Raw genomic sequence first — 21846 nt, 5'->3', positions numbered from 1 at the left:
CGTGTAAAATTTGGCCAGGCGGAAGCAGTCTTGTTTCATGAGGAATTGATGAACGGGAACCAACGGGATGTTCCCATAACAGGAACGGATAATCTAGAAGGATGGGAGGGGAATAAAGTGGAATGGTATTCACAAAAAGAATTAGTAGCTGATTTATTAGGAGTATCAAAGGCAACGGTCTACGATTATGAAAGCAGAAGAAAATCATTAAAATTCTGGACCCCCATCGATTACATAGAGAGGCACGATATGAAAAAGCGGAAGTGGATCGATTAGTCTATGAAAAGCAATCTTTCCCTACAGGTATGAGCCCAAATGAAGTTGCAAAGAAATTGGGACTATCTGTACAAAGTGTTTATAAGTATAAACAAGATGGTTCAATAAAAGCTGAGGCTGCCCCTATGGTGATGAAAGAATCACGTATCCCCACACCCCGATGGAGGTGCAATAGCTAATGCTTCTCTTCTGGGTACACTCTCGATGATGAGTGCATCAGTGGTAGAAGGAGGAATATTGACGGTCCCTTTTATCAACAAAAAATTAGGTAAGAACGAAGAAATAATTGATGTAGAATTGAGGTTTAACATTGAGAATCTGTTGAATGCCTTGTTTCAAGAAATCAATAACAATGGTTAGTCAGAATTGCATCGCGATGAAAGTATCCTTTCTTAATTAGTGGGGTGCAAGAGATTAACAACCGGCTGTCGTTGTCGCAGCTTCTTTATTCCGGGTAAAGATTGTGAAGAAATGTACTTAAACAAACGGGTGCTTTAGCTTAGGATCAGAGCTGTCTTTAAGGCAGCTCTTTCTTTATGCAACACGGGGCAGATTAGTTCAAGTAGAATAGTTTATTCGAACTGTGCAACATAATCATTTAAAAATTACTTTGGAATATTTTTTGATTTACTACGAATCCTAATTTTAGGAGGCGACAAAAATGAAAAAACAAGAAAAATCAAAAAACCTTGGCCAAAAAGCCGATTCAATGAATGCTTTAGATCAGGGGTTAAACTTGTTTCCACAAATAGTTAATAACGCTACTGGTATAGACAAGGGGAACGACGGTAAAATAAATAAAAATGATTAAATTGAACGCCTTTTTTTGGGCGTTTTTCTATCTTTTCTAATGATCTTCTCCATCTACTCCCTCCTTCACTTGTCAACTCAACAATAAGTCTTATAGAACTACCATGAAAATTAACTTCTGTGAGATCCGAAAAATGGCAATAATTAAGTAGACGCAGCTCATTCATTTTTTAAAAAAGAGGAGAGCGCCTGATCAAGGTGTTTATGGATACGAAAATTGGATTAGGATGCTTCGGTAATTGTCACATTATAACCTAAGTTTTCTAGTCTTCGAACCGAATGGCGTACAATTGATACTTGTCTTTGTTTATCAAAGTAATCTTCGCCTAAGTCGACATACATTTCTTTTCGGGTTAGAAGGTAATATGCGATTCGTAACATCGCATGGGCAACTACAATTGCTGCTTTTTTCGTTCCTTTTCGTCCGGCTGTGCGTCTATACAGTGCACCGAGATAGTTTTTTGACCCTCTTACTGATTGAGCTGCTTCTGTTAATGCGGATCTTAAATACTTATTTCCCTTTTTAGATCGACTAGATTTCCTTTTACCTGCGCTTTCATTGTGTCCAGGGACCAAGGCTGCCCATGAATGTTACTATTATCGATTACATATTGAAACGTAAACCTGTTATGGTTTCAAGTATCTATTACGGATTAGGATTTCGTTACAAGGAAGTAATGAAATGGCATAAATTTCGTATTTCCCAAAAAACTGTATAGTGATGGTGAGTATCGTTACTACTCACAAGCCAGTCCTGCCTATTTAGGAGATAACGAAATGTATCTTGCTAAATATATGTCAGGGGAAATAAACAGGTTTTATTATTTGGAGTTATCGAAGTGTAAATATCGTTTGATGGATAACTATTATTTTAAAATATTAGAAGGTTATAAAAAACTTTTAACACAGAAGGAAAATAACGAATACTATTACGAAATGAAACCTCTTATTTCCTTATTGAAAAGTGAAAGTTATCTGAAATTATCTCCGAATGAGGAAATAAGAAATATATACTTGGACTGTATAAAGGAATGTTCTAACCTATATAATCGCTATATGTCATCAGTAAGGTAAATGATTGAAATGATATATAAATTATAAATTGTTAGGGGAGATAAAATATGATTGAATACTTAAATGAAAAGGAATACTGGAACGGAAAGGAATGTACGGGCAATTTTGTGTATCGCACATTAGCGGATATGTTCCCCGAGGACTATGAACGATACCGAAAAGAATCAATGGAATTCAAAGAAAAGCATACTGTTTTACACTGCTCTCTTTGTTCTGATAAATGGGTTCATAATGACACCGATATGTCTACTGTTCAATGTCCTTCCTGCAAGTCCATAGAATTTGAAAAGTTATAAGCCCTTATTAAGTCTTTGTGATTGTGAATAAATGCACTTAAACTACCATGAAAATAGATCTCCTGGAAGCAATTCGCGATATACATGTCGCGGATTTTTTGCGTTTTAACCTTCCTTGACCAGGAGAATTTTGTGTTGTTTTCCTTTAAGGTTAGTTACGCTTTTACGAATTACAAAAAAGTGGAAAGTTTAACCATCCATACAATAAGTTGAAATGGTATTCCTTGAAAAAAAATTTTTTTTAAAATATGATAGCGATAATTTGAAAGAGGGGCTGGTAAAGTGCAAAGTCTAAATAATCATGTTTCAAAGTTTTTGCCAGGTTATATTACAGTAACTGCAATCTTTTCTTTTTTAAAACCTGAATTTTTTTCTTGGTTTTATGAGAGCACCAGTTTTTTATTAGGCTTCGTTTTATTTTTAACAGGTCTAACAATGTCCTGGAAGGATTTAAAGGAGGTGAAACGATCAACCTTAGTTTTGTGTACGGGTATCGTTCTTAAATGGACATTAACTGTCCTGGTTTCTGTAATCTTAGCAAAACTATTTTTTTGGAAATATCCTGACTTATCGGCAGGATTGATATTGACTGGAAGTGTACCAAGTGGAACAGCTGCCACGTTATATACCTTTATAGCTGGAGGCAACACTTCTTTAATTGTAGTCATGGGTATTATTGATGTTTTTATTTCCCCAGTTTTAACTCCTTCCATAATGCATGTGTTTGCTGATAGCAGTGTTCAAGTTTCTTTTGTTGAAATGGCGGAAAAGATGCTTATTATTGTTATTTTTCCCATTATAGCTGGTATGTTAATTCATCATTTTTCTCGAGGGAACATTCACAAAATCCAACCATATTCAAAGCTCATCTCATCACTTACAATAATTTTAATTGTTTTAAGTGTAGTAGGTAATGTAAGCAGTCAGGTTATTGTACCAACAAATCTACTATTTTTTATTGCTTGTTCCGTATTTTTCCAAGTACTCTTACCTATGATTAGCGGATATAAGATTGCACTAATGATAGGAATGAAGAAAGAAAATGCTATTGCAATTTTATTTGAAGTGGGGTTGTGTAATTCAGCACTAGCAGCAATTTTAGCGCTTGAAGTATTTGGAGAAATCGCGGCAGTGCCAGCAGTTATTAATATGATTTTTAATTTATCATTAGGATCTTACTTTTCAAGTTACTTCTCAATAAATAGTAAAAAAAGTATTAATTTACAATAATATTGACTTTTGCAAGTAATTGGATTATTCTGAAATCAGTAAAATAAAACTATGGTTTCACATTGTGAAACTAAAGAAAGCGAATGAAGAATAGTGGATTATAATATCAAGAGTGTAGAGAGGGCTTTCGAAATAGTTGAAGCACTCGCTTTAAAATCAAGACTACCTTCCGAATTATCTAAACAACTCAATATTAATAAAAGTACTCTTCATCGATTTTTATCCACTCTCCAAGACCTTGGATATGTAGATAAACACTCAGATAACTCTTTTTCTTTATCACAATCTTTTATTAACCTAGGTGTTAAAGCACAAAATCAATATAATATTGTTGCTATTTGCAAGCCATACTTACTTGAGCTTGCAGAGAGGTTCCAGGAAAGTGCCTTATTGGCAACCTTTAATGGATACCGTTGTCAATATGAAGATAAGATGGAAAGTTCCTATACAGTAAGAATTGTATTTGATTCAGGTAAAACTGCACCAGCACATGCCGTTGCCTCTGGTAAGGTATTTTTGGCTTCCCTTGAAAATGAGCGCCTCCATGAATATATGGAAAGTGAACATTTTACTCCTTATACGAAAAACACGATTACTGATAAAGATAAATTAATAGCTGAACTTTCCACAATCAAAAGGCTTGGCTATGCCGTGGACAATGAAGAATATGAAATCGGTCTTCAGGGATTTGCTTGTCCTATAAAAGATGCAGAAGGAAAAACTATTCGAACAATTTGTTTAGCTGGTATTGCTGGGAGAATAAAGGAAAGAAATGATCCCAATGACATTGTGACTGCATTACTTAAAGCTTCACAAGAAATTTCAACAAAAATGGGGTATCAAGCATCTAAAAGCCTGATAACACCATGAAATGTTACCTTTGAAGTAACTGGCTACATGTTTGAATATACAAGATATATCAAAATTCTCGTAAACTTAAATGTATTCGCTTCCATAAAATTTCTAATATTACAAAAAGGTACATCCAGTCCTCATAAGACTGTTAAATAGCTCAAATGTAAGCGCTTTAATTTCGGTAGAGCTCTATAAAATGTACATGTAATCTACTACTCAATTTTTAGGGGGAATATCCATGGCGAGAAGACTTGAAAATAAAGTATCAATTATTACTGGCGGAGCTCGAGGTATTGGTGCAGCTGCTGCAAAAGCATTAGCTAGAGAAGGATCTCATATAGTCTTGGTTGATCTACTAAACTGTGAGCAGACTAAAGAAGAAATTCAAGAGATAGACCCTTTAACTAAAGTGTTTATTTACAAGATTGATATTAAAGAAAGAGATCAAGTGGAACAAGTGGTAAATGAAACGGTTGAACACTTTGGAAGCATCGATATAATTGTGAACAATGCAGGTACCTGCTCACGGCTTGATTTAGAAAGCATGACAGATGAAATGTGGTTTAGAGACATCAATACCAATCTGAGAGGAACTTTCCTTTTTTCACAAGCAGCTATTTATCCACATATGAAACGGCAGAAATCAGGAAAAATCATTAATATAAGTTCTATTTCGGGGATTATGGGGGGACCGATTTCAGGTAAAAAAGGGGAAAAAGGCGAAGAAAGTGGTCGTTCGGGTCCGGCTTATGCTGCATCTAAAGGCGGTGTAATAGCACTTACGAAATGGATAGCAAAAGAAGTGGGAGAGTTTGGAATTAATTGCAACAGTATAGCTCCTGGCCCTATAGAAACAGTCATTACCAAAGGAATGAATTATAAGTTGGACCAGGCGATTCAACGAATAGGGACACCAGAAGACATTGCTGATGCAGTTGTTTACCTTGCTTCTTCAGGATCTGATTATGTAACAGGGGAAGTACTTAAAGTATGTGGTGGTTCTGCCATTGGTTAAGTTTTCAGAAGGAAGTAAACTCACGACTCGCCAAAGTCATTCCTATAAAGCTAATGAAAGTTTTACAATATTTGGATCACTTTCAGCAGGATCTGACCTTATGAATGGAATATTAATGCAATGCGAAAAGCATAACATTAAATCTGGCATCGTTTCTTGTATCGGTTCACTTAAAGAAGTGGGATATGTACTTTTCAAAACAATGAATGGAATGCCTTTAGGCTATGGAAGCGAAATTAATATAAAAAAACCTGTTGAGCTTATAAGTGGTACTGGATTCATCTGTGAAAATGAATCTAAAGAATTGGATTTGCATTTTCATGGCTTAGTAATAACCGAAGACGGGGAAATGGGTGCTGGACACTTTCTTAGAGGAAAAAATCCAACACTTATTACCATAGAATTTTCTATAACAGCTAGTAACAACATAGAAGCTGTTCGTGAGTTTGATGCAAACTTAGGGTTTAAAGTAATTAACTTTTCCAATCATTAAGGGGGAGGAATTGAACTGGAGACATTAAGTGCATTAGCAAAAAAAACACTTATTCAGTACAGTAATCAAATAGCAGTGAAAGATTCTAGAGGTACTCTCACATTTAGTCAACTTAGAATTAATGCATGTCGGCTGGCTCATGCTTTTATAGAGGAAGGATTACAAAAAGGGGACCGTATTGCTGTTCTTATGAGTAATCGCAAAGAACATATTGAACTTGATATTGCTGTCGCGCTAGCAGGTTTAGTAAAGGTACCTATAAATTATCGTCTTCATCCAAAAGAGCTTGAGTATATAGTAGATAATTCCCAAGCATCGATTTTAATTGGGGAAGAAGCATTAATTAACTCTGTTCATTTATTTATAAAAAAAATAAATATTGATACAGAATATGAATCATTTATCAGTAATAAATTAACTGATTTTCCTGATATTGAAATAAATCAAGATGATTTGTTCGCCCTTATGTATACTTCAGGAACTACAGGTAAACCAAAAGGGGCAATGCTTACTCACCGCAACATGATTTCGAGTGCCCTATCATTGAATATGATTTGTGAAATTTCACATGGAGATACTATTGGCCATGTCGCCCCATTAACTCACGGGAGTAACTTTTTAGCACAATGCGCATTGTTTTTTGGTTTAAAACAAGTCATTTTTAATAGATTTGAACCTGATGATTTCATTGATGATTTAGAAAGAGAGAAAATATCAATCATCTTCCTGGTTCCTACCTTAGTAAACTTAATGATTCACGGAAAAAATTTTGATCCAGAAAAGCTTCGATATGTTAAATCCATTAATATGGCGGGTTCCCCCATTTCCGTCGAAAAGATTCATAAAGCATTGGGCTTATTAGGGCCGATATTTGCCGAAACATATGGTCTTGTTGAAGCACCAATGGTCATAACCATGATGCCAAAACAAGAGTTGGAGAACCATCCTGATTCATGTGGTGCAATTGGTCCTTTTGTAGAAGTTAAAATTTCCGATTCCAACGGTATTGAAGTTCCAAACGGAGAAATCGGTGAAGTAGCTTGCAAAGGGTCTATAGTGATGAAAGGTTATTGGAATAATGAAAAAGCAAATAATGAGTCATTTAAAGATGGCTGGTTTTATACGGGTGATCTTGCTTGGCGAGATGAATTAGGATATATACACCTTGTTGATCGTACAAAAGATGTGATTATTACAGGTGGAATGAATGTCTACCCACGTGAAGTGGAAGAAGTAATAAATCAGCATCCGGCCATAAAAGAAACTTGTGTATTCGGTATCCCGGACGAACAATGGGGTGAATCTATCTGTGCACATATAGTATTGAATGAACAATTGATAAATCTAAATAAAGAGGAAATTATAATACTTTGTAAAAAGAACTTAGCTAGCTATAAGAAACCACGTTTTGTTCATATTGTAGACGCCTTACCGAAAAATAGTTATGGAAAAATCCTCAGAAAAACTCTGAGAGAAAGTTATCAACCTCAGGGAGGAATACGATGACAGCTGTTTCTATCATAGGAAGTGGAATAACAACATTCGGAAAAAAAAATGAATCCATTAAATCCATGCTCATCAAATCTTGCAGAGATGCACTTATTGAGGCAGGGCGTCCAAAAGTGGATGCTGTATTTGTAGGGAATTTTGCTTCAGGGCCGTTAGCAAACCAGGAAATATTAGGTTCAGTTCTTACCAATGAACTTGGGCTAGGTAGTATTCCATCCGTAAAAGTGGAAGGTGCCTGTGCGTCGGGAGGATTGGCCTTTCGCCAGGCTTACCAGCTAGTAAAAGCAGGAGAATACAATACGGTTCTGGTTGCAGGAGCTGAAAAGATGACGGGCATGGATACAGAAAAAATTACAAAATCTATTAATCTTGCCATGGATAATGATTCTAATGAAGGGGCTTCGGGCCTTACCTTTGCAGGCTTTTTTGGAGTCCTTGCCAATCGGTACTTTTATGAATACGGAGCTGAAAAAAAACATCTGGCAATGGTGGCTTTAAAAAATAGACAATACGCTATATCGAATCCCATTGCTCATTTCAGGAAAGAAACTTCTCTTGATGAAATAATGAATGCCCGCCCTATTACTGACCCTCTTGGATTATTTGACTGTTCCCCTATATCAGATGGAGCTGCTGCTGTAGTGCTTCAAAAAGGAGAAAATGGGGTTGAAATTTTGTCTTCAGGACAGTCATCTGGTTCTCCCCTTATGCAGGAAGTAAAGAATATTCTTCATATTTCTGCCACCTATGAATCTGCAAAAATAGCCTACAAAGCGGCAGGTCTTGAGCCAAAGGATATTGATGTCGTTGAATTACATGATTGTTTCTCTATGACGGAAATTGTTGCGATTGAAGAACTGGGTTTCTTTGAAAAAGGAAAAGGGTGGGAAGCCGTTGAAAAAGGTCTAACGAGACACGGCGGTACTGTTCCTGTGAATACTAGCGGAGGGTTACTTTCAAAAGGACATCCATTAGGTGCTACTGGCATTGCGCAAATTATTCAGATTGTTGATCAGCTAAATGGAAAGGCATGCAATCAAGTTGAAAATGCGCGTATTGGCCTTGCACAAAATTTGGGAGGTACGGGAGCTTATTCTACCGTCCATATACTACGAAGGAAGGGGGCATAATGATTGGAACTACAAGCAAAGTATTGTACGAATTGTGACCAGATACTTAGTACGGATAAATATCATTGCCCTGTCTGTTTTTCGGAAAATATAAAAGATAGACAGCTAAGTGGAAAAGGTAATGTTTATTCCTATACAAAAATCCATGCTGCCCCTGAGCAATTTGCAGATCAATCACCCTATTTTGTGATATTGGTACATCTAGACGAAGGGTTAAAAGTAACAGCAAGATTCATTGAGAGCAGTGTCCATATTGGTGAAAAGGTCAAGCTAAAAAGCGTTAAAGACAGGGCCTATTATTTCAGCCGTTAAATCACCTCTTCCCCCAATCAATAAAGTGAAAGAATTCCAAGGGAAATAGACGCAGTATCCCAACCTAGCGATTCGGCTCCAGTTTAATAAATCGAATTAAAGGAGCGTCATAATATGAGAATTCCAAATGCACGTTGGTACAGAATCGGTTTATTGCTATTTCTAATATACTTAGCAGCTTTTATGGATCGGTCTAATATAGGGATGGCTGCACCACAGATAGTGAAATCACTGGGAGTTTCATCGACAGCTATCGGGGTTGTGCTTTCTGCATTTTTTTGGGGATATGTAATAACTCAGGTACCAGGAGGATGGGCGGCAGGAAAGTATAGTGCCAAAAATGTAATAGTGATTTCTTTAGTTGTTTTAGGAATTTCAGCGATTTGTACAGGTTTGATAAAAAGCTTTGACATGCTTATTTTCTTTCGATTTGTTATGGGATTAGCAGAAGGTGTATTGTGGCCAGCATTCTCTATTTTCTTTGTAAATTGGTATCTAGACAAAGAGAGAGCTAAAGCGGTAAACTTTGCTGAGATGGCTCTACCCATCTCTTCCATTATTATGGCTCCACTAGCTGGTTGGATGATCACGCAATGGGACTACCATACCATGTTTATTTTACAAGGAGCTCCACCTCTAATTTTAGCCATCTTGTTCGCATGGCTTGCGGCAGATTCCCCTGAGAAGGATAAGCGACTCTCCAAAGTAGAACGGGATTATCTTGTGGAAAACCGTTCAACAGTGATAAAAGAAAAAGGATCCTTTTTAGATGTATTAAAAAATTATCGTGTTTGGGTATTTTCCTTTATATATTTCTTATGGATTACCGGTGTATACAGTTTTGGTTTATGGATGCCAAGTCTAATAAAACAATTAAGCAACAGTGGCATTGGTGCCGTTGGTTGGATGACGGCTATCCCATTTGTTTTAGCTGCGGTTTTTATGTATATTAATTCAGTGTGGTCAGACCGTGTAGGAAAAAATCGAGTTTTATTTGTTTCAATCCCGCTAATGATAGGTGGTATAGCACTCGCTGCTGAGCATTTCATATCAGGAGGGCTTATGTTTAACATGGTTCTCCTCATAATAGCAGGAATAGGAATTTATTCAGCTTTTGGTCCATGGTGGGCATGGGCAATGTCCTTCTTTCCAGACAACCAAGCAGGTACAGCAAACGGGTTAATCAATATGTGCGGAAATATTGGCGGAATTGTTGGACCTATCGTTGTAGGTGCTGTAGCAGAAGGTAGTGATTTATCTAATGGTTTTTACGTATTAGGCTATTTCTTAATGGCTGGTTCTATACTTGCTTTAGTTTTTGGAGTGGTACTCAAGTCGAAAAATGAAGCAACAGGCCATAATGGAATAAGTGAAACAAAAGGACAATCCATATAATAGGTAAAATAACAGAAGATCCATAGAGGATTTAACCTTAACTTTTTGAAAGGCTGTTTCATCATTATGATGTTTATTGACAACTAAAAATCGAAACCAAATCAAAAAATGGTAGAGGTGGGCATTTTATTGCACTATTTAAATGGTCGACTTGTTCTCCCTCCCTTGTCCTTTTTTACATCAACAAAAAGAACCCGTTCGTTAAAGTACACTTTTACGAATGGGGTTTTTTTTATGAAATCGCCTATTTTTAACGTTCGTTAAAGTTTTAATATATTTACGAACGTTCATTATTTTTCAACAATTTTTACGAACGTTTTTGATAATGGAAAGAATGCAGAAGTTGGTGTAGGAAAATGGATATTCGTAGATTTGGATACATTGATATGGGTGTTATTATTGATAGATACTGTTCGGATATTACACGGGCTTTCGTGGTAGGAGAGGAAACAGCTAAGCAGAGGGGAACTTATGAAACTGTCCTTCAATCAACTAGAGCAGGAGTGAATACAGTAAAATCGGGTATTCGAATTGGAGATATTGATATTGCTATGCGTAATGTAAACAAGAAAGCTGGGTATAAACAATATTTTAATAACAGAATCGGCCAAGGTCGTGGTGCAAGAACAGGTATAGATTATCAGCCATGGTTAAAAATTCAAGAAGAGGTAGATGACTTTTTTCAGTTTCATTTTGATGGTGGTGTCAAGCCTTCCGGAGAGCAGCCTTTGCGGAGCGAGACGACAAGATCATTTATACCTTCTCGAGATTACTATTTCAACTTCGTTAACTTCAAATGCAGTATTTGTGGTTCCTTTTAATTCTGTAATTCGCTTAGCATCCTCTATCACTTTATGTTCGTTTAGAAAAAATAGCTCAAAAAAAGAGACTCCCCATTGTAGGGAAGTCTCTCATTGTCACGAGGACCCAAGTATCTTTTTACCTCTTGGTTTTATGCCTAATTTTTCAATGAGCATATTACCCGACATTGGGTTTGGCTTGGATAGGCTCATACGTATCAACGTCATCATCATCAAATATCGCCTTCGGCAAACCAGTGTGGCTAGCCCAATAATACGTGATTAGGGAAGCGCAGCCAACAATGATAAGATCCCAAGGGTGTTTTACAGCTTCAGTACCTCCAAATAATCCGAAATACGAAATAACAATCATGGATGCATAATAAAATACCAGCCATAAAGATGACTTTATTTGTTGTGCAAAACTTACTTTTTCAGTAGGTACCCATTTCTTAAAAAATAGATAGATGACAAACATGACGATTTGCGAACCAAGCAGCCAAGAAATAGTTTTCCAACCAGACCAGTATACAATAAAGGACGCAATAATAAATGAAAGTGGCCCGAGAATGGCCATTCCTTTCAAGTAAAATGGACGCGGTAAATCAGGTGCGTTACGCCGAAAAGTTGCAGCTGCAATTGGAGCAATTGCATAACTCAACACAAGAGCGGCTGAAACAACACTGATTAAGGATTCCCATGATGGAAATGGCAACGTCCAGAAAACTGACAAGATAAATGATAACCAAACGGCAGGACGAGGAATACCTGACTTTTTGTCAACTTTTCCAAAAACTTTAAACAATGTTCCACTACGTGCCCAGCCATATACAATACGAGGGGTTGTAGACATATAAATGTTACCTGTCCCACTAGGAGAAATAATGGCATCCGAAACGATAAAAAAGACAAGCCAACCTAGTCCAAGAACGGCAGCAATATCTTTGAATGGTAGGCTAAAATCTTTACCAACCCCTGACCATCCATTTGCTAACATATCTGTCGGAATACTTCCGAGAAAAGCGATTTGTAATAGCACGTATACGATCGTAGATAGGACAACGGATAAAATCAATGCGATTGGTATCGTCCGTTGCGGATTTTTTGCTTCACTTGCTACAGAAACAATAGGTGTCAAGCCTAAATAAGCAAAAATTACTCCCCCAGTTGAGATAGCCGACTCAATTCCAAAAAAACCTGACGGTGCAAATCCTTGATTTGAAAAATTTCCGGATTTCATTTGTGTTAATAAAACTATGATGGTAAGAGCAGGAACAAAAAATTTAAAAATCGTAACAATTGTATTTGTCTTCGCAAACGTTTTGACACTCCAATAATTAAGGAGGAAAAAAACACATAATAATCCGAATTGAACTAACCACCCAGTCATTGTCGGTAAGCTTGAACCTGCTTGAGTTAAACTAGGCCACCAAGCTGCCGCATATTGTCGTGCTGCTTCTACTTCAATGGCAATAAGGCTTGAATAAGCAATCAAAGTAATAAATCCAATAAGATATCCTAAAAGTGGTCCATGGGAATATACTGGATATCGTACGACTCCCCCTGCACGTGGGATTGCCGCACCAAGCTCACAATAAACTAAGCCTAATAAAAGAATTGCAAATCCACCAATAATCCATGAAAGTATACCTGATGGTCCTGCAAGTGCACTGACATGACTAGCCGAAAAAAGCCATCCTGAACCAAATATGGCCCCAAACCCTATAAATGTAAGATCAGACAAAGAAAGCTGCTTTTTGAATTTCCCTTGAGTTGTGCTCACTTATATTGTATAACATTTATAGAAGTCAAATCCCCAACATTATTTATATATATAGGTGGCTTCTTTTTATTTTTATATTAAAGAGAACCGTCACCCAGTTTGGGGGCGGTCCAATCTTTTAACTGTTTAATTGTTCGTATTAACGTTATAAAATTTCTTTATGTAGGGTGAATTTTGATGTTATTCAATCTTGTTTGCATGCATTACAGTCTCAATAACAAATTGGCAAATAAAGATGCTCGTTCAGCGAGTGTTTCAATTTGAATATGTTCATATTCTGCGTGAATTCCTTTTCCACACGCACCTAAACCGTCGAGAGTAGGAATACCAATAGCTGCTGTGAAATTCCCATCACTTCCCCCTCCAACAGATGCTTCTTCTAATTTCATGCCAAGTTCGGATGCAATGGATTGAGCACATCCAAACAGTTCTTTCGTTTGTTCGGTTTTCACCATTGGAGGTCTATTCATACCACCGGTTACTTCCAATTTAATTCCTTTTAAAATCGGTTTTAAATTTAAAATAATATTCGTCACAAGTTTTGCTTCTTTTTCTGTTGAAACACGTAAATCAACGCGAGCTTCTGCGTATTCTGGAACCACGTTTGTTCCACTTCCTCCAGTAAAAGTTCCTACATTTACAGTTGTTCCTTTTTTATAATTGGTTAGCTCTTGTAAAACAATAACTTGCCGAGCTAGTTCTTCAATAGCATTAATGCCTTCTTCGTGATGGTTACCGGCATGGGCAGCGCGTCCCCATACTTTTAACTTGAAAATCCCTGTGCCTTTGCGAGCTGTTTTTAAAGCACCCGACCCAGCCACAGCAGGCTCAGCCACTAATACAGCATCACTTTTTTTTGCTTCTTCTTCAATGTATTCTTTAGAAGCAATTGAACCAATTTCTTCATCTGAATTGCAAAGGAAAACGATCTTTTTATTTAATGGAAGTTCGAGTTCCTGGATAGCTTTAATTGCCCATAGAGACTGGATAATGCCGCCTTTCATATCTAAAATACCAGGACCATACAGTTTATTTCCTTCTCTTCTAAGCTTAAGTCTACCTTCCTTCCAAACTGTATCAAAATGCCCAATGATCAAAATTTGTTGTTCTCCTTCTCCAATTGTAAATTTCAGATGATTCCCCACTTTTGTTTCTTCTATTAATTCGTACCCTACGTCTAAGCGTCTTTGAAATAGCTGGCTTAAATATGTACCGCACTCATCTACTAATTCTTTATTGTAAGAAGGTGATTCTTTTTTTACGAATTCAATTAAATCATCTAACATGGCTTGTTCATGGTCTTGCAGATAGCTAGAAACGTTTTTTTCGATTAGTAACTTACTCAAAATAATTCCTCCTCTGAACTGTAAACCAATTCTGTATGTTTATATACTTTAATTAATACTATTGCAAGAACCTTGCCAACTTTGTTTTTTAATTAAATCGACTATCTTTAACCTACTAATTTTTTTATAGGATGTTTTATGGTTGGTTTATATCCTATAAATAGACCTATAAAAACTAATTTTTTAATGTAAAATACTTTAAAGGGATAATTTATTAATCTTAAAAACTGGCACGATTTTTGCATTGTGTTTAGGTATATGGTGTTAGTTGTATTCAGGGATAAAATTTCTGAATAATCACAATATAAGTGAGGGAGGGATAGCGAGAGTTTCTTAATCCAATACATATTAATTTTGAGGGGGAATTATATTATGCAATCTACAGCTCAAAAAACGATTCATAAACCTATTAGAAGAAAGTTATTTAAACCTGATGCTTATGTCCTTTTGTTCTATATTTTAATAATCTGCACTATAGCTACCTATCTTGTTCCATCAGGGGTGTTTGATCGAGTAAAAAACGGTGACATTACGATGACTGTTCCTGGAAGTTATCATTTAGTGGAATCTACTCCGGTTAATTTCCTTGAAATTTTTACTGCAATTCAAAGCGGAATGGTTGCTGGAGCTCCTTTAATCTTTCTTATTTTATTTACTGGTGGTGCATTAGCTGTTATTGATAAGACGGGGGCTATCGATACGTTTATTCGAAGTGTTATAAATTTATGTAAGGGGAGAGTTCTTCTACTTATTATTCCTATTTGTTTAATGTTTTCTATACTTGGTACCACAGGTATCATTGTTAACTCTGTTATTGCATTTATCCCTATAGGAGTAATGATTGCTCGTAAATTAAAATTAGATGCCATTTTTGGGGTATCTCTTATATATCTAGGTACTTACGCAGGGTGGAATGTATCCCTGATAAGCCCACAAACATTAGGGTTATCGCAGCGAATTGCTGAACTGCCACTATTATCTGGAATGAGCTTTCGCATTGTCATTTATTTCACTTTTTTACTATGTACTATTTCTTATATATATTGGTATGCACGTAAAATCCAGAAAGATGCTAGTCAAAGTATACTAGGTTTAGAGCGGTTTCCAAATTCATTAGGCGCAAATGAGAACAAAATAAAAATACAGAAACTAACATTACAACATAAGATTGTTTTATTGTTTTCCGGTGGGTCTTTACTAGCATTTATTATCTGTACTCTCATTTTTAAATGGACTGAAAACGAAATGGCAGGTTTATTTATTTTTATGGCTATAGGTGCTGGACTTATTTCCCGTATGAATGTTAATGATATTGCCAAAACATTTATGGATGGCTGCCAGAAACTTGTATATGGGGCGTTAATTGTAGGAATGGCTCGAGCTGTGATAATTCTGCTTGAACAGGGACAACTTTTAGATACGATTGTGCATGGTCTTTCTACCCTTTTAGCTCCACTTTCTCCAATTGCAGGAACACTAGGCATGTTTGTAGGTAGTGCAGCTATTCATTTTTTAATTTCGTCTGGCTCAGGAGAATCGACTATGTTAATGCCAATATTGGTACCACTTGCTGATTTGCTACATATTACTCGCCAGGTAGCGGTACAATCCGTTTTATTTGGGGAGGGAGTAGTAAACTGTATTAATCCAACATCAGGTGTACTAATGGCAATACTGGCTACTAGTGGTATTTCATATGGAAAATGGCTTAAATTTATGATTCCGTTAACTATTATATGGGCCATCTTAGCAGCTATCTTTTTAACAATTGGTGTATTAATAAAATGGGGACCTTTCTAAGTTTTTTTAAAATCTGATAGAATAAGAACAAAAAGCAACCGTGTGGTAAGGAGAAGAAGATGAAAAAGCCCACTATACTTCTTGTGACTATCAGCAAAAAAGTATGCAAAACATTTGAAGAAAATCTAAGAATGTTTTTTGGTTCAAAAATCTATATTGAGACATGCTATGAATCCCTACAATTAACTGAGAAAATCATTCATAACGCTGATTTAATTTTATTATCTAGTCCAGTGCTTGAAGACTCTATTAAAGCATTGAATTCAAGTATTCCTGTTATGGTTGCTAGACGTTCTATTCGAATTGCAAAGTTAGAGCAACTTTTAGATTTGGCACCAAAAACAAATATTTTATTAGTTACTAACTATATAAATAATGTTAGAGATTCTATTGATCTTCTGCACTCGTTCGGATTTGGGCATTTAAATTTAATTCCTTATGTTCCTGGGATAGCAAATGTCAAACAGGCAGAAAATATTGATTTTGCTATTACGCTTGGACAAGATGAACTTGTACCTAAACATATTAAAAAAATCATTAATTTAGAAAATCGACCAATTGATTTAACCACTATGCTCGATATTGCTCGTCTTTTGAACCTTTCTTTAGAAAAGGCCCATTTTTATACAGCAGAATTTTTTAGAGATTTTGTGAAGATGGGAAGGAATTTATCATTATCTATTCAAAATGAGAAACAACTAATACAGAAATTAGAATCTGTTTTAAATGCAGTACATGAAGGGATTATAGGGCTAGATGAAAAAGGAATCATTACATTAATTAATGAAGATGCTCATCAAATTCTACAACTCCCTTCTAACTGTATTGGAAAGCATTACAATGAGGTTATACCTGATTTTCAGATTAATGAGACTTTTGTTGATCAAAAGGAACAACTTGATAACTTATTTCAAATAAATAATCGTTCATTGTTAGTAACGAAAGTTCCCTTAACCTTTGATAAAAAACTAACAGGCCTTGTGATCACGTTTCAAGATGTTACAAGAGTTCAAAGAATGGAGCAAGAAATTAGACGAAAAAGCGCTGAGTTAGGTTTAACTACAAAATATTCATTTGATAATATTATTGGAAATAGCCATTTACTTGTATCTGCAAAACAAAAAGCAATCCGGTTGGCTCAAAGTGATTATACAGTATTAATTACTGGAGAAAACGGGACGGGGAAAGAGGTATTTGCACAGGCCATACATAATAATTCTGAAAGGAAAGACGGTCCATTTGTAGCAGTAAACTTTGCAGGGTTAACTGAAACATTAATAGAAAGTGAATTATTTGGTTATGAAGGTGGAGCGTTTACAGGCGCTAAGAAAGAAGGGAAAATGGGTTTATTTGAATTAGCACATAATGGCACTATTTTCATGGATGAAATTGGAGATGCTTCACTAAGTATTCAGTCTTCCCTTTTACGAGTTCTTCAGGAACGCCAAGTTATGCGTGTAGGTGGCCATAAGGTCATACCAATAAATGTACGAGTTATTGCAGCCACCAATCAAAACGTACATCAAATGATTCAAGATGGTACGTTTCGTCAAGATTTATATTATCGTCTAAATGTTTTACCGTTACAACTCCCTTCACTTAGAGAAAGAAAACAAGATTTATTTATACTAATAGATTTCTTTTTAAAATTATTAAAGAAAAATCTAATGTTTGACTCAAGTGTAAAAAATCTATTAATGAACTATAATTGGCCAGGTAATATACGAGAACTTGAAAATTTCATCCATTATTTAATGGTCATTGTTGAAGGAAATATGGTCACTGAGAATCATATACCAGAACATATTTTATTATCACAAGAAACTGTTAATTCATCGGATAATTCATTATCAGAGATTGATGAGACACTTCTCTTTTTAAAAACAGGAAATTTCATAGAAGATTTTAAATCCATACTACAAGCACTATGGATTTGTAAAAAGAGAGAAATAAGTGTAGGGAGAGGAGTTATGCAAGAAATGCTCCCTTATTTTTTGTCTGATTCACAATTGCGACATCGATTATCAATATTAAATAAAGCTAAATGCATTAAAGTTGGAATTAAAAAACAGGGAACAGAGATTACAGAAGTGGGTGTAGAGATACTTCATAGATTAAAATTGTGAATATTATTCAAATAGGATCTAGTACAAAATCTTTAAGTTTCTAGAAGGTAATTCTCACGTTTTTTCTTCACAAAAAACTTTATAATAAAACAACAACAAGCGGCTTTATCAATCCAATCAGAATGATAAAGTCGCTTATATTATTTCTTTATTCTATATTTTATCCTTTTTAAATTTTATGAGTAGACTTATGGGCAATTTTTCTATTGGTGTATCCCAATCCCTCTTACTGTTTCATTAAATCACATTTCCACAGATGAAAAGCATATTCTTAAGAATTTATATTCCCTTTATTTACATGACCTTTCTGAGTATACCATGGGTTTAAACATATCATCAGATGGTTCATTTGAATTTTATTCATTTGAATTAATTTGGAAGACGGAAGGGTTAACACCATATTTTTTGAAAAAAGATAAAATAATCGTAGGGTTTTTATTACTTTAGAAAGGCGGTTTTTATATAAGGACTATGATTACAGTATTAATGATATTTTTATTTTGAAAAAGTATAGAAGAAAGGGTATTGCAATTGCATTATTAAAGGAATTGTTTAAACAAAAAAAGGGTTGCTACTTTGTTGTTGAATTAGCCAAGAATATTTCTGTTATATTTTGGAGAAAGATATTTAGTGGGCTAAATATAGATTTTGAAGAAAAAAAGAAAATTATAGATGATGAAGAATATAAGCTGCGTACTTTCTGGTCAAGCCTTGGTGCACCGTCTCGCTTATCTAATTATGATATCGGAGAAGAGAGACTAGACGAAATTGCAGAAATAGCTGCTCGTGATATGGAGCATGGAGTATTTGGCAACTTTAAAAAGTTAAATAAAGCAGATATCTTATCTATCTTAAAAGCTTCATTGTAAAATAAGAAACACAAAAAAAGTAGCAGATGTATATTGACTACTTTTTTTGTGTGGATATCATAAAACGAATATCGATATGTTCTCAAATCTTTATATTATTTGGATTTGAAATTTCTTCTGGATTAGTATATGGTTCGTCAATTAGGGAGGATTAGTTAACATAATACTGATTATTTACAGTCAATAACTATGATTTCCACCTACAAAAAAGAATAGAGCCTATAGGCTTCTATCCCTTTTTGTTCTATGGTTTAACTAATATAAAATGATTTCCTGTTATTTTATATTTTGAACGTCAGATAAAACACCATCTAACTCTTTTGCCGCTTTTGTAATTGTTGGCACATCAAGCGGGGAAGATGTTGCACCAGCTTCTATTGTGTGAAGGGGAGTTTCGACCTTACCATATAGATCTGGACTTTTAGCTTTCACGTCGTCTTCAAATGTTTGCCAAGATTCCTCAAGCATCGTTCCACTTTCTTTTACTTTTTTAGCATCCTTGGCTTTTAGCTGTGTATTTAGGTCAGCAATCGTTTGTTTCATATCCTTCGCGCCATTACTAATGGAAACAGATTTTGGAGAGGACTGTTCGGTTTTCTTGGTTTCATCAGCTTTCTTTTCGTTATTGGTCCCGCAAGCAGTTAAACTTAATGCAGCTACTACGAGGATAGGAACTAGTAATTTACGAGATTTCAATTTTGTTACCTCCAGTATGTACTTTTATTTTACTATCTTTTCTTTTATTTAAAAGTGCTGCAATAACAGCAATTATAAGTAAGATCACCTGAGGAATAATACTTTCCCATGTTGAATATACACCGAAAAAGTCAATGCTAGGGATGGGTGCCTGAGTTGCGGGTAATAACCCGGCAAGCTGCAACCCATGAATCCCCATGCCAGCAAACTTAATGCATAGGTAGAACATCAAAATGCTTGATACGAGAAAGAATGGACGCATTGGAATTTTCAAACCTACCTTGAGTATGAGGTATGAAACAATTACAAGGATGAGCAGTCCAATGGCAATCCCTAGTAAAAGCGATGCTAACTTAATGGAAGCAGCCATACCGATAAAGAATAGGACAGTCTCTGTTCCTTCACGGAAAACAGCCAGGAACGAAAGAATGGCTAGGGAGAACAAGCTACCGGTATCCAGTGCTTTTGTACTTTGTGTCCGAATATATCGTTGCCATTCAGCAAGACTTGATTTACTGTGAAGCCAATAACTCATATATAGAAGCATCACTGCTGCAAATATCCCTGTCCAGCCGGATATCATAAAATTATTACTGCCGAATGTACCAGCAGAAAATATTAGGTTTACAATTACTCCAAGTACAAGGCTTACTCCAAGTCCGGCTCCTACTCCGTACCAGATCCATTTACTTTTCGCTTCATGGCCAGCTTTTCTCAAAAATCCAAGCAAAGCCATCACTACTAGCAATCCTTCCAATCCTTCGCGAAGAAGAATGGTCGTTGCATCCAGCATCGTATAACTTGTCTTTGCTACCAGTGGAGAGAGGTAATCACGCATACCTTCAATCGTTTTTTTTGCACCTGGCACATCTGGATGATTGGAGGATAGCATGGCGTAGCTAACAACCATATCCCTTTCTGCATTACCATATATCTTTGAGGACTGAGTAAGGACAATTCCCTCGACATTCAACCATGATTTTCGGAATTTCTCAATGTCCCCTCTTGCGCCTTCGATATCATTATCATTAATTTTCGAAAGAGACTGATTTAGCAGTGTCACAAGTTCTCCTACATTTCCAGTGGTACCTGAATTATTACCATTTTTAGATGAAGAAGAATACTTACCCTCTATAAACTTTTGGTTGGTCTCTTTTAATCTAATAAGTGCATTTTTTAATTTCTCATTATCCACAGGCTGCTGAGCAATAGCGAACTGAGCTTGACCCATGTTATCTTCAATATCATGATAGGCTTGCTGAGAATGGTTTTTCACTCCATCTTCAATTGAAATCCAAGTAGATGTAAAGGTTTTGTATTGCTTAAAAGCTTCCTTTGTGTCGCCCTTATCCACAGATTGGATAGTGTCTACAATTATCTCATTAGCCTTTTTCATATCATCGGATGCAGTAGCTGCAAAACTATTTATTGGTAAAATGAAAAAAGCTGTGAGTAAAATTAAAAAAGTCGTAACTAACTTGCTTTTCATAATGGCCCCCTATGGAATGAAAAGTATCTTGTTATGTAAAAATAATCTATATAAACGGTAATGAAAATCATTATCAATTATATCTATAGAAACTATACGTTCTTTATTAATGGAAGTCAATAAATATTTTTAGATGAAGGAGTTTACTAATGATCAGTTATTAGACCATATCTCAGGTGTCACACAGATGTTAGAGGTGTCAGGAATCGGTCGAGATACTGTAGCAGGGTTTTTCGCAGAGGCGGCGACCTCAGAGACTATCAACATCGTCGCCAAATCGTGAAATTAGCAGGTTTAAGTTTAAAAGAAAACACATCCGGAAAGCACAAAGGTCAGACCAAGATTACCAAAAGGGGACGAAAGAAATTGAGGGCTCTCTTATTCCGGGCAGCCATGGTACTGGTGGCAAAGAACAAGGCTTTTAAAGCTCTTCATATATATTACACAACACGTTCTCACAATCCTTTAAAGAAAATGCAATCTCTGATAGCCTTGTGTAACAAGCTTATTCGAATTCTGTTTTCAATCGGTAAAAAACAATT

General features: G+C 35.8%; 20 protein-coding genes and 2 pseudogenes. 17 read left to right on the top strand and 5 right to left on the bottom strand.

Features of this window, described 5'->3' with window-relative positions; all coding sequences use genetic code 11:
* Positions 1–48 precede the first annotated feature (48 nt).
* The 3 genes from AC3WLU_RS22035 to AC3WLU_RS22025 all read left to right on the top strand — a co-directional run bounded on the left by AC3WLU_RS22035 (position 49) and on the right by AC3WLU_RS22025 (position 1087).
* Complete coding sequence (locus tag AC3WLU_RS22035; protein WP_492597939.1) at positions 49–276, top strand: helix-turn-helix domain-containing protein; 228 nt, start codon at positions 49–51, stop codon at positions 274–276.
* A gap of 204 nt (positions 277–480) precedes the next feature.
* Positions 481–636 (top strand): hypothetical protein, encoded by a 156-nt coding sequence (locus tag AC3WLU_RS22030; protein WP_492597938.1) that lies wholly within the window; start codon positions 481–483, stop codon positions 634–636.
* A gap of 301 nt (positions 637–937) precedes the next feature.
* Positions 938–1087, top strand: a complete 150-nt coding sequence (locus AC3WLU_RS22025; protein ID WP_167555960.1) for a hypothetical protein — start codon at positions 938–940, stop codon at positions 1085–1087.
* A 221-nt stretch (positions 1088–1308) separates the two neighbouring features.
* On the opposite strand, the gene AC3WLU_RS22020 is transcribed toward AC3WLU_RS22025, so the two are convergent.
* Positions 1309–1662, bottom strand: a complete 354-nt coding sequence (locus AC3WLU_RS22020) for a transposase (RefSeq protein WP_492597937.1) — start codon at positions 1660–1662, stop codon at positions 1309–1311.
* Positions 1663–2207: 545 nt separating this feature from the next.
* Between AC3WLU_RS22020 and AC3WLU_RS22015 the strand changes: the two genes are divergently transcribed.
* The 10 genes from AC3WLU_RS22015 (at position 2208) to AC3WLU_RS21970 (ending at position 11216) form a co-directional block, all read left to right on the top strand.
* Positions 2208–2456, top strand: coding sequence for a hypothetical protein (locus AC3WLU_RS22015; protein ID WP_492597936.1), 249 nt, complete (start codon positions 2208–2210; stop codon positions 2454–2456).
* Between the two features lie 282 nt (positions 2457–2738).
* Positions 2739–3686 carry a bile acid:sodium symporter family protein gene (locus AC3WLU_RS22010; protein WP_492597935.1) on the top strand — a complete coding sequence of 316 codons (948 nt, stop codon included), beginning with the start codon at positions 2739–2741 and terminating at the stop codon, positions 3684–3686.
* A gap of 93 nt (positions 3687–3779) precedes the next feature.
* Positions 3780–4556: an IclR family transcriptional regulator gene (locus AC3WLU_RS22005; protein WP_492597934.1), complete on the top strand. Its 777-nt coding sequence runs from the start codon at positions 3780–3782 to the stop codon at positions 4554–4556.
* Between the two features lie 223 nt (positions 4557–4779).
* Positions 4780–5556 carry an SDR family NAD(P)-dependent oxidoreductase gene (locus AC3WLU_RS22000; protein ID WP_492597933.1) on the top strand — a complete coding sequence of 259 codons (777 nt, stop codon included), beginning with the start codon at positions 4780–4782 and terminating at the stop codon, positions 5554–5556.
* Positions 5549–6049, top strand: a complete 501-nt coding sequence (locus AC3WLU_RS21995; protein ID WP_492597932.1) for a PPC domain-containing DNA-binding protein — start codon at positions 5549–5551, stop codon at positions 6047–6049. Before AC3WLU_RS22000 ends, AC3WLU_RS21995 begins: the two co-directional genes overlap by 8 nt.
* Positions 6050–6058: 9 nt before the next feature.
* Positions 6059–7555 (top strand): class I adenylate-forming enzyme family protein, encoded by a 1497-nt coding sequence (locus tag AC3WLU_RS21990; RefSeq protein WP_492597959.1) that lies wholly within the window; start codon positions 6059–6061, stop codon positions 7553–7555.
* On the top strand, positions 7552–8688 hold the full coding sequence (locus AC3WLU_RS21985) for a thiolase C-terminal domain-containing protein (RefSeq protein WP_492597931.1): 1137 nt from the start codon (positions 7552–7554) through the stop codon (positions 8686–8688). The genes AC3WLU_RS21990 and AC3WLU_RS21985 overlap by 4 nt, the downstream gene beginning before the upstream one ends.
* A 3-nt stretch (positions 8689–8691) precedes the next feature.
* Positions 8692–9000, top strand: coding sequence for a Zn-ribbon domain-containing OB-fold protein (locus AC3WLU_RS21980; RefSeq protein WP_492597930.1), 309 nt, complete (start codon positions 8692–8694; stop codon positions 8998–9000).
* Between the two features lie 114 nt (positions 9001–9114).
* The gene (locus AC3WLU_RS21975) at positions 9115–10395 is read left to right on the top strand and encodes an MFS transporter (RefSeq protein ID WP_492597929.1); all 1281 of its coding nucleotides are present in this window, start codon (positions 9115–9117) and stop codon (positions 10393–10395) included.
* 356 nt (positions 10396–10751) lie between these two features.
* Positions 10752–11216, top strand: coding sequence for a M24 family metallopeptidase (locus tag AC3WLU_RS21970; protein ID WP_492597928.1), 465 nt, complete (start codon positions 10752–10754; stop codon positions 11214–11216).
* A gap of 157 nt (positions 11217–11373) precedes the next feature.
* Here AC3WLU_RS21970 and AC3WLU_RS21965 read toward each other — a convergent pair whose 3' ends face one another.
* Both AC3WLU_RS21965 and AC3WLU_RS21960 read right to left on the bottom strand, forming a co-directional pair.
* A complete protein-coding gene (locus AC3WLU_RS21965; RefSeq protein ID WP_492597927.1) occupies positions 11374–12978 on the bottom strand; it encodes an APC family permease in 1605 nt (534 codons plus the stop codon).
* Positions 12979–13181: 203 nt separating this feature from the next.
* Positions 13182–14324, bottom strand: coding sequence for a M20 family metallopeptidase (locus tag AC3WLU_RS21960; RefSeq protein WP_413002420.1), 1143 nt, complete (start codon positions 14322–14324; stop codon positions 13182–13184).
* A gap of 372 nt (positions 14325–14696) precedes the next feature.
* On the opposite strand from AC3WLU_RS21960, the gene AC3WLU_RS21955 reads away from it, so the two are divergent.
* The 3 genes and pseudogenes from AC3WLU_RS21955 to AC3WLU_RS21945 form a co-directional block, all read left to right on the top strand.
* Positions 14697–16124, top strand: a complete 1428-nt coding sequence (locus AC3WLU_RS21955) for a YfcC family protein (RefSeq protein ID WP_413002422.1) — start codon at positions 14697–14699, stop codon at positions 16122–16124.
* Positions 16125–16183: 59 nt separating this feature from the next.
* Entirely contained in the window at positions 16184–18250 is a 2067-nt protein-coding gene (locus AC3WLU_RS21950) for a sigma-54 interaction domain-containing protein (protein WP_492597926.1), read from the top strand.
* Positions 18251–18888: 638 nt separating this feature from the next.
* A pseudogene (locus AC3WLU_RS21945) lies at positions 18889–19119 on the top strand (NADH-dependent alcohol dehydrogenase); the annotation flags it as partial.
* A 276-nt stretch (positions 19120–19395) separates the two neighbouring features.
* Here AC3WLU_RS21945 and AC3WLU_RS21940 read toward each other — a convergent pair.
* The gene (locus tag AC3WLU_RS21940) at positions 19396–19815 is read right to left on the bottom strand and encodes a hypothetical protein (protein ID WP_413002426.1); all 420 of its coding nucleotides are present in this window, start codon (positions 19813–19815) and stop codon (positions 19396–19398) included.
* On the bottom strand, positions 19802–21304 hold the full coding sequence (locus AC3WLU_RS21935; RefSeq protein ID WP_492597925.1) for an FTR1 family iron permease: 1503 nt from the start codon (positions 21302–21304) through the stop codon (positions 19802–19804). The genes AC3WLU_RS21940 and AC3WLU_RS21935 overlap by 14 nt, the downstream gene beginning before the upstream one ends.
* Positions 21305–21455: 151 nt before the next feature.
* Here AC3WLU_RS21935 and AC3WLU_RS21930 point away from each other — a divergent pair.
* Positions 21456–21846, top strand: a pseudogene (locus tag AC3WLU_RS21930) (transposase); the annotation flags it as partial.

The organism is Peribacillus sp. FW305-BF15 (genome assembly GCF_058783805.1).
Note: the sequence above shows the minus strand (reverse complement) of the source record. Positions and strands in the feature narration are given on the sequence as shown.

What these genes read in the sequence shown, in the direction of transcription:
- AC3WLU_RS22035 (WP_492597939.1), top strand. Translation starts at nt 49, where the DNA reads ATGAACGGGAACCAACGGGATGTTCCCATAACAGGAACGGATAATCTA.
- AC3WLU_RS22030 (WP_492597938.1), top strand. Translation starts at nt 481, where the DNA reads ATGATGAGTGCATCAGTGGTAGAAGGAGGAATATTGACGGTCCCTTTT.
- AC3WLU_RS22025 (WP_167555960.1), top strand. Translation starts at nt 938, where the DNA reads ATGAAAAAACAAGAAAAATCAAAAAACCTTGGCCAAAAAGCCGATTCA.
- AC3WLU_RS22015 (WP_492597936.1), top strand. Translation starts at nt 2,208, where the DNA reads ATGATTGAATACTTAAATGAAAAGGAATACTGGAACGGAAAGGAATGT.
- AC3WLU_RS22000 (WP_492597933.1), top strand. Translation starts at nt 4,780, where the DNA reads ATGGCGAGAAGACTTGAAAATAAAGTATCAATTATTACTGGCGGAGCT.
- AC3WLU_RS21985 (WP_492597931.1), top strand. Translation starts at nt 7,552, where the DNA reads ATGACAGCTGTTTCTATCATAGGAAGTGGAATAACAACATTCGGAAAA.
- AC3WLU_RS21975 (WP_492597929.1), top strand. Translation starts at nt 9,115, where the DNA reads ATGAGAATTCCAAATGCACGTTGGTACAGAATCGGTTTATTGCTATTT.
- AC3WLU_RS21970 (WP_492597928.1), top strand. Translation starts at nt 10,752, where the DNA reads ATGGATATTCGTAGATTTGGATACATTGATATGGGTGTTATTATTGAT.
- AC3WLU_RS21955 (WP_413002422.1), top strand. Translation starts at nt 14,697, where the DNA reads ATGCAATCTACAGCTCAAAAAACGATTCATAAACCTATTAGAAGAAAG.
- AC3WLU_RS21950 (WP_492597926.1), top strand. Translation starts at nt 16,184, where the DNA reads ATGAAAAAGCCCACTATACTTCTTGTGACTATCAGCAAAAAAGTATGC.
- AC3WLU_RS21935 (WP_492597925.1), bottom strand. Translation starts at nt 21,304, where the DNA reads ATGAAAAGCAAGTTAGTTACGACTTTTTTAATTTTACTCACAGCTTTT.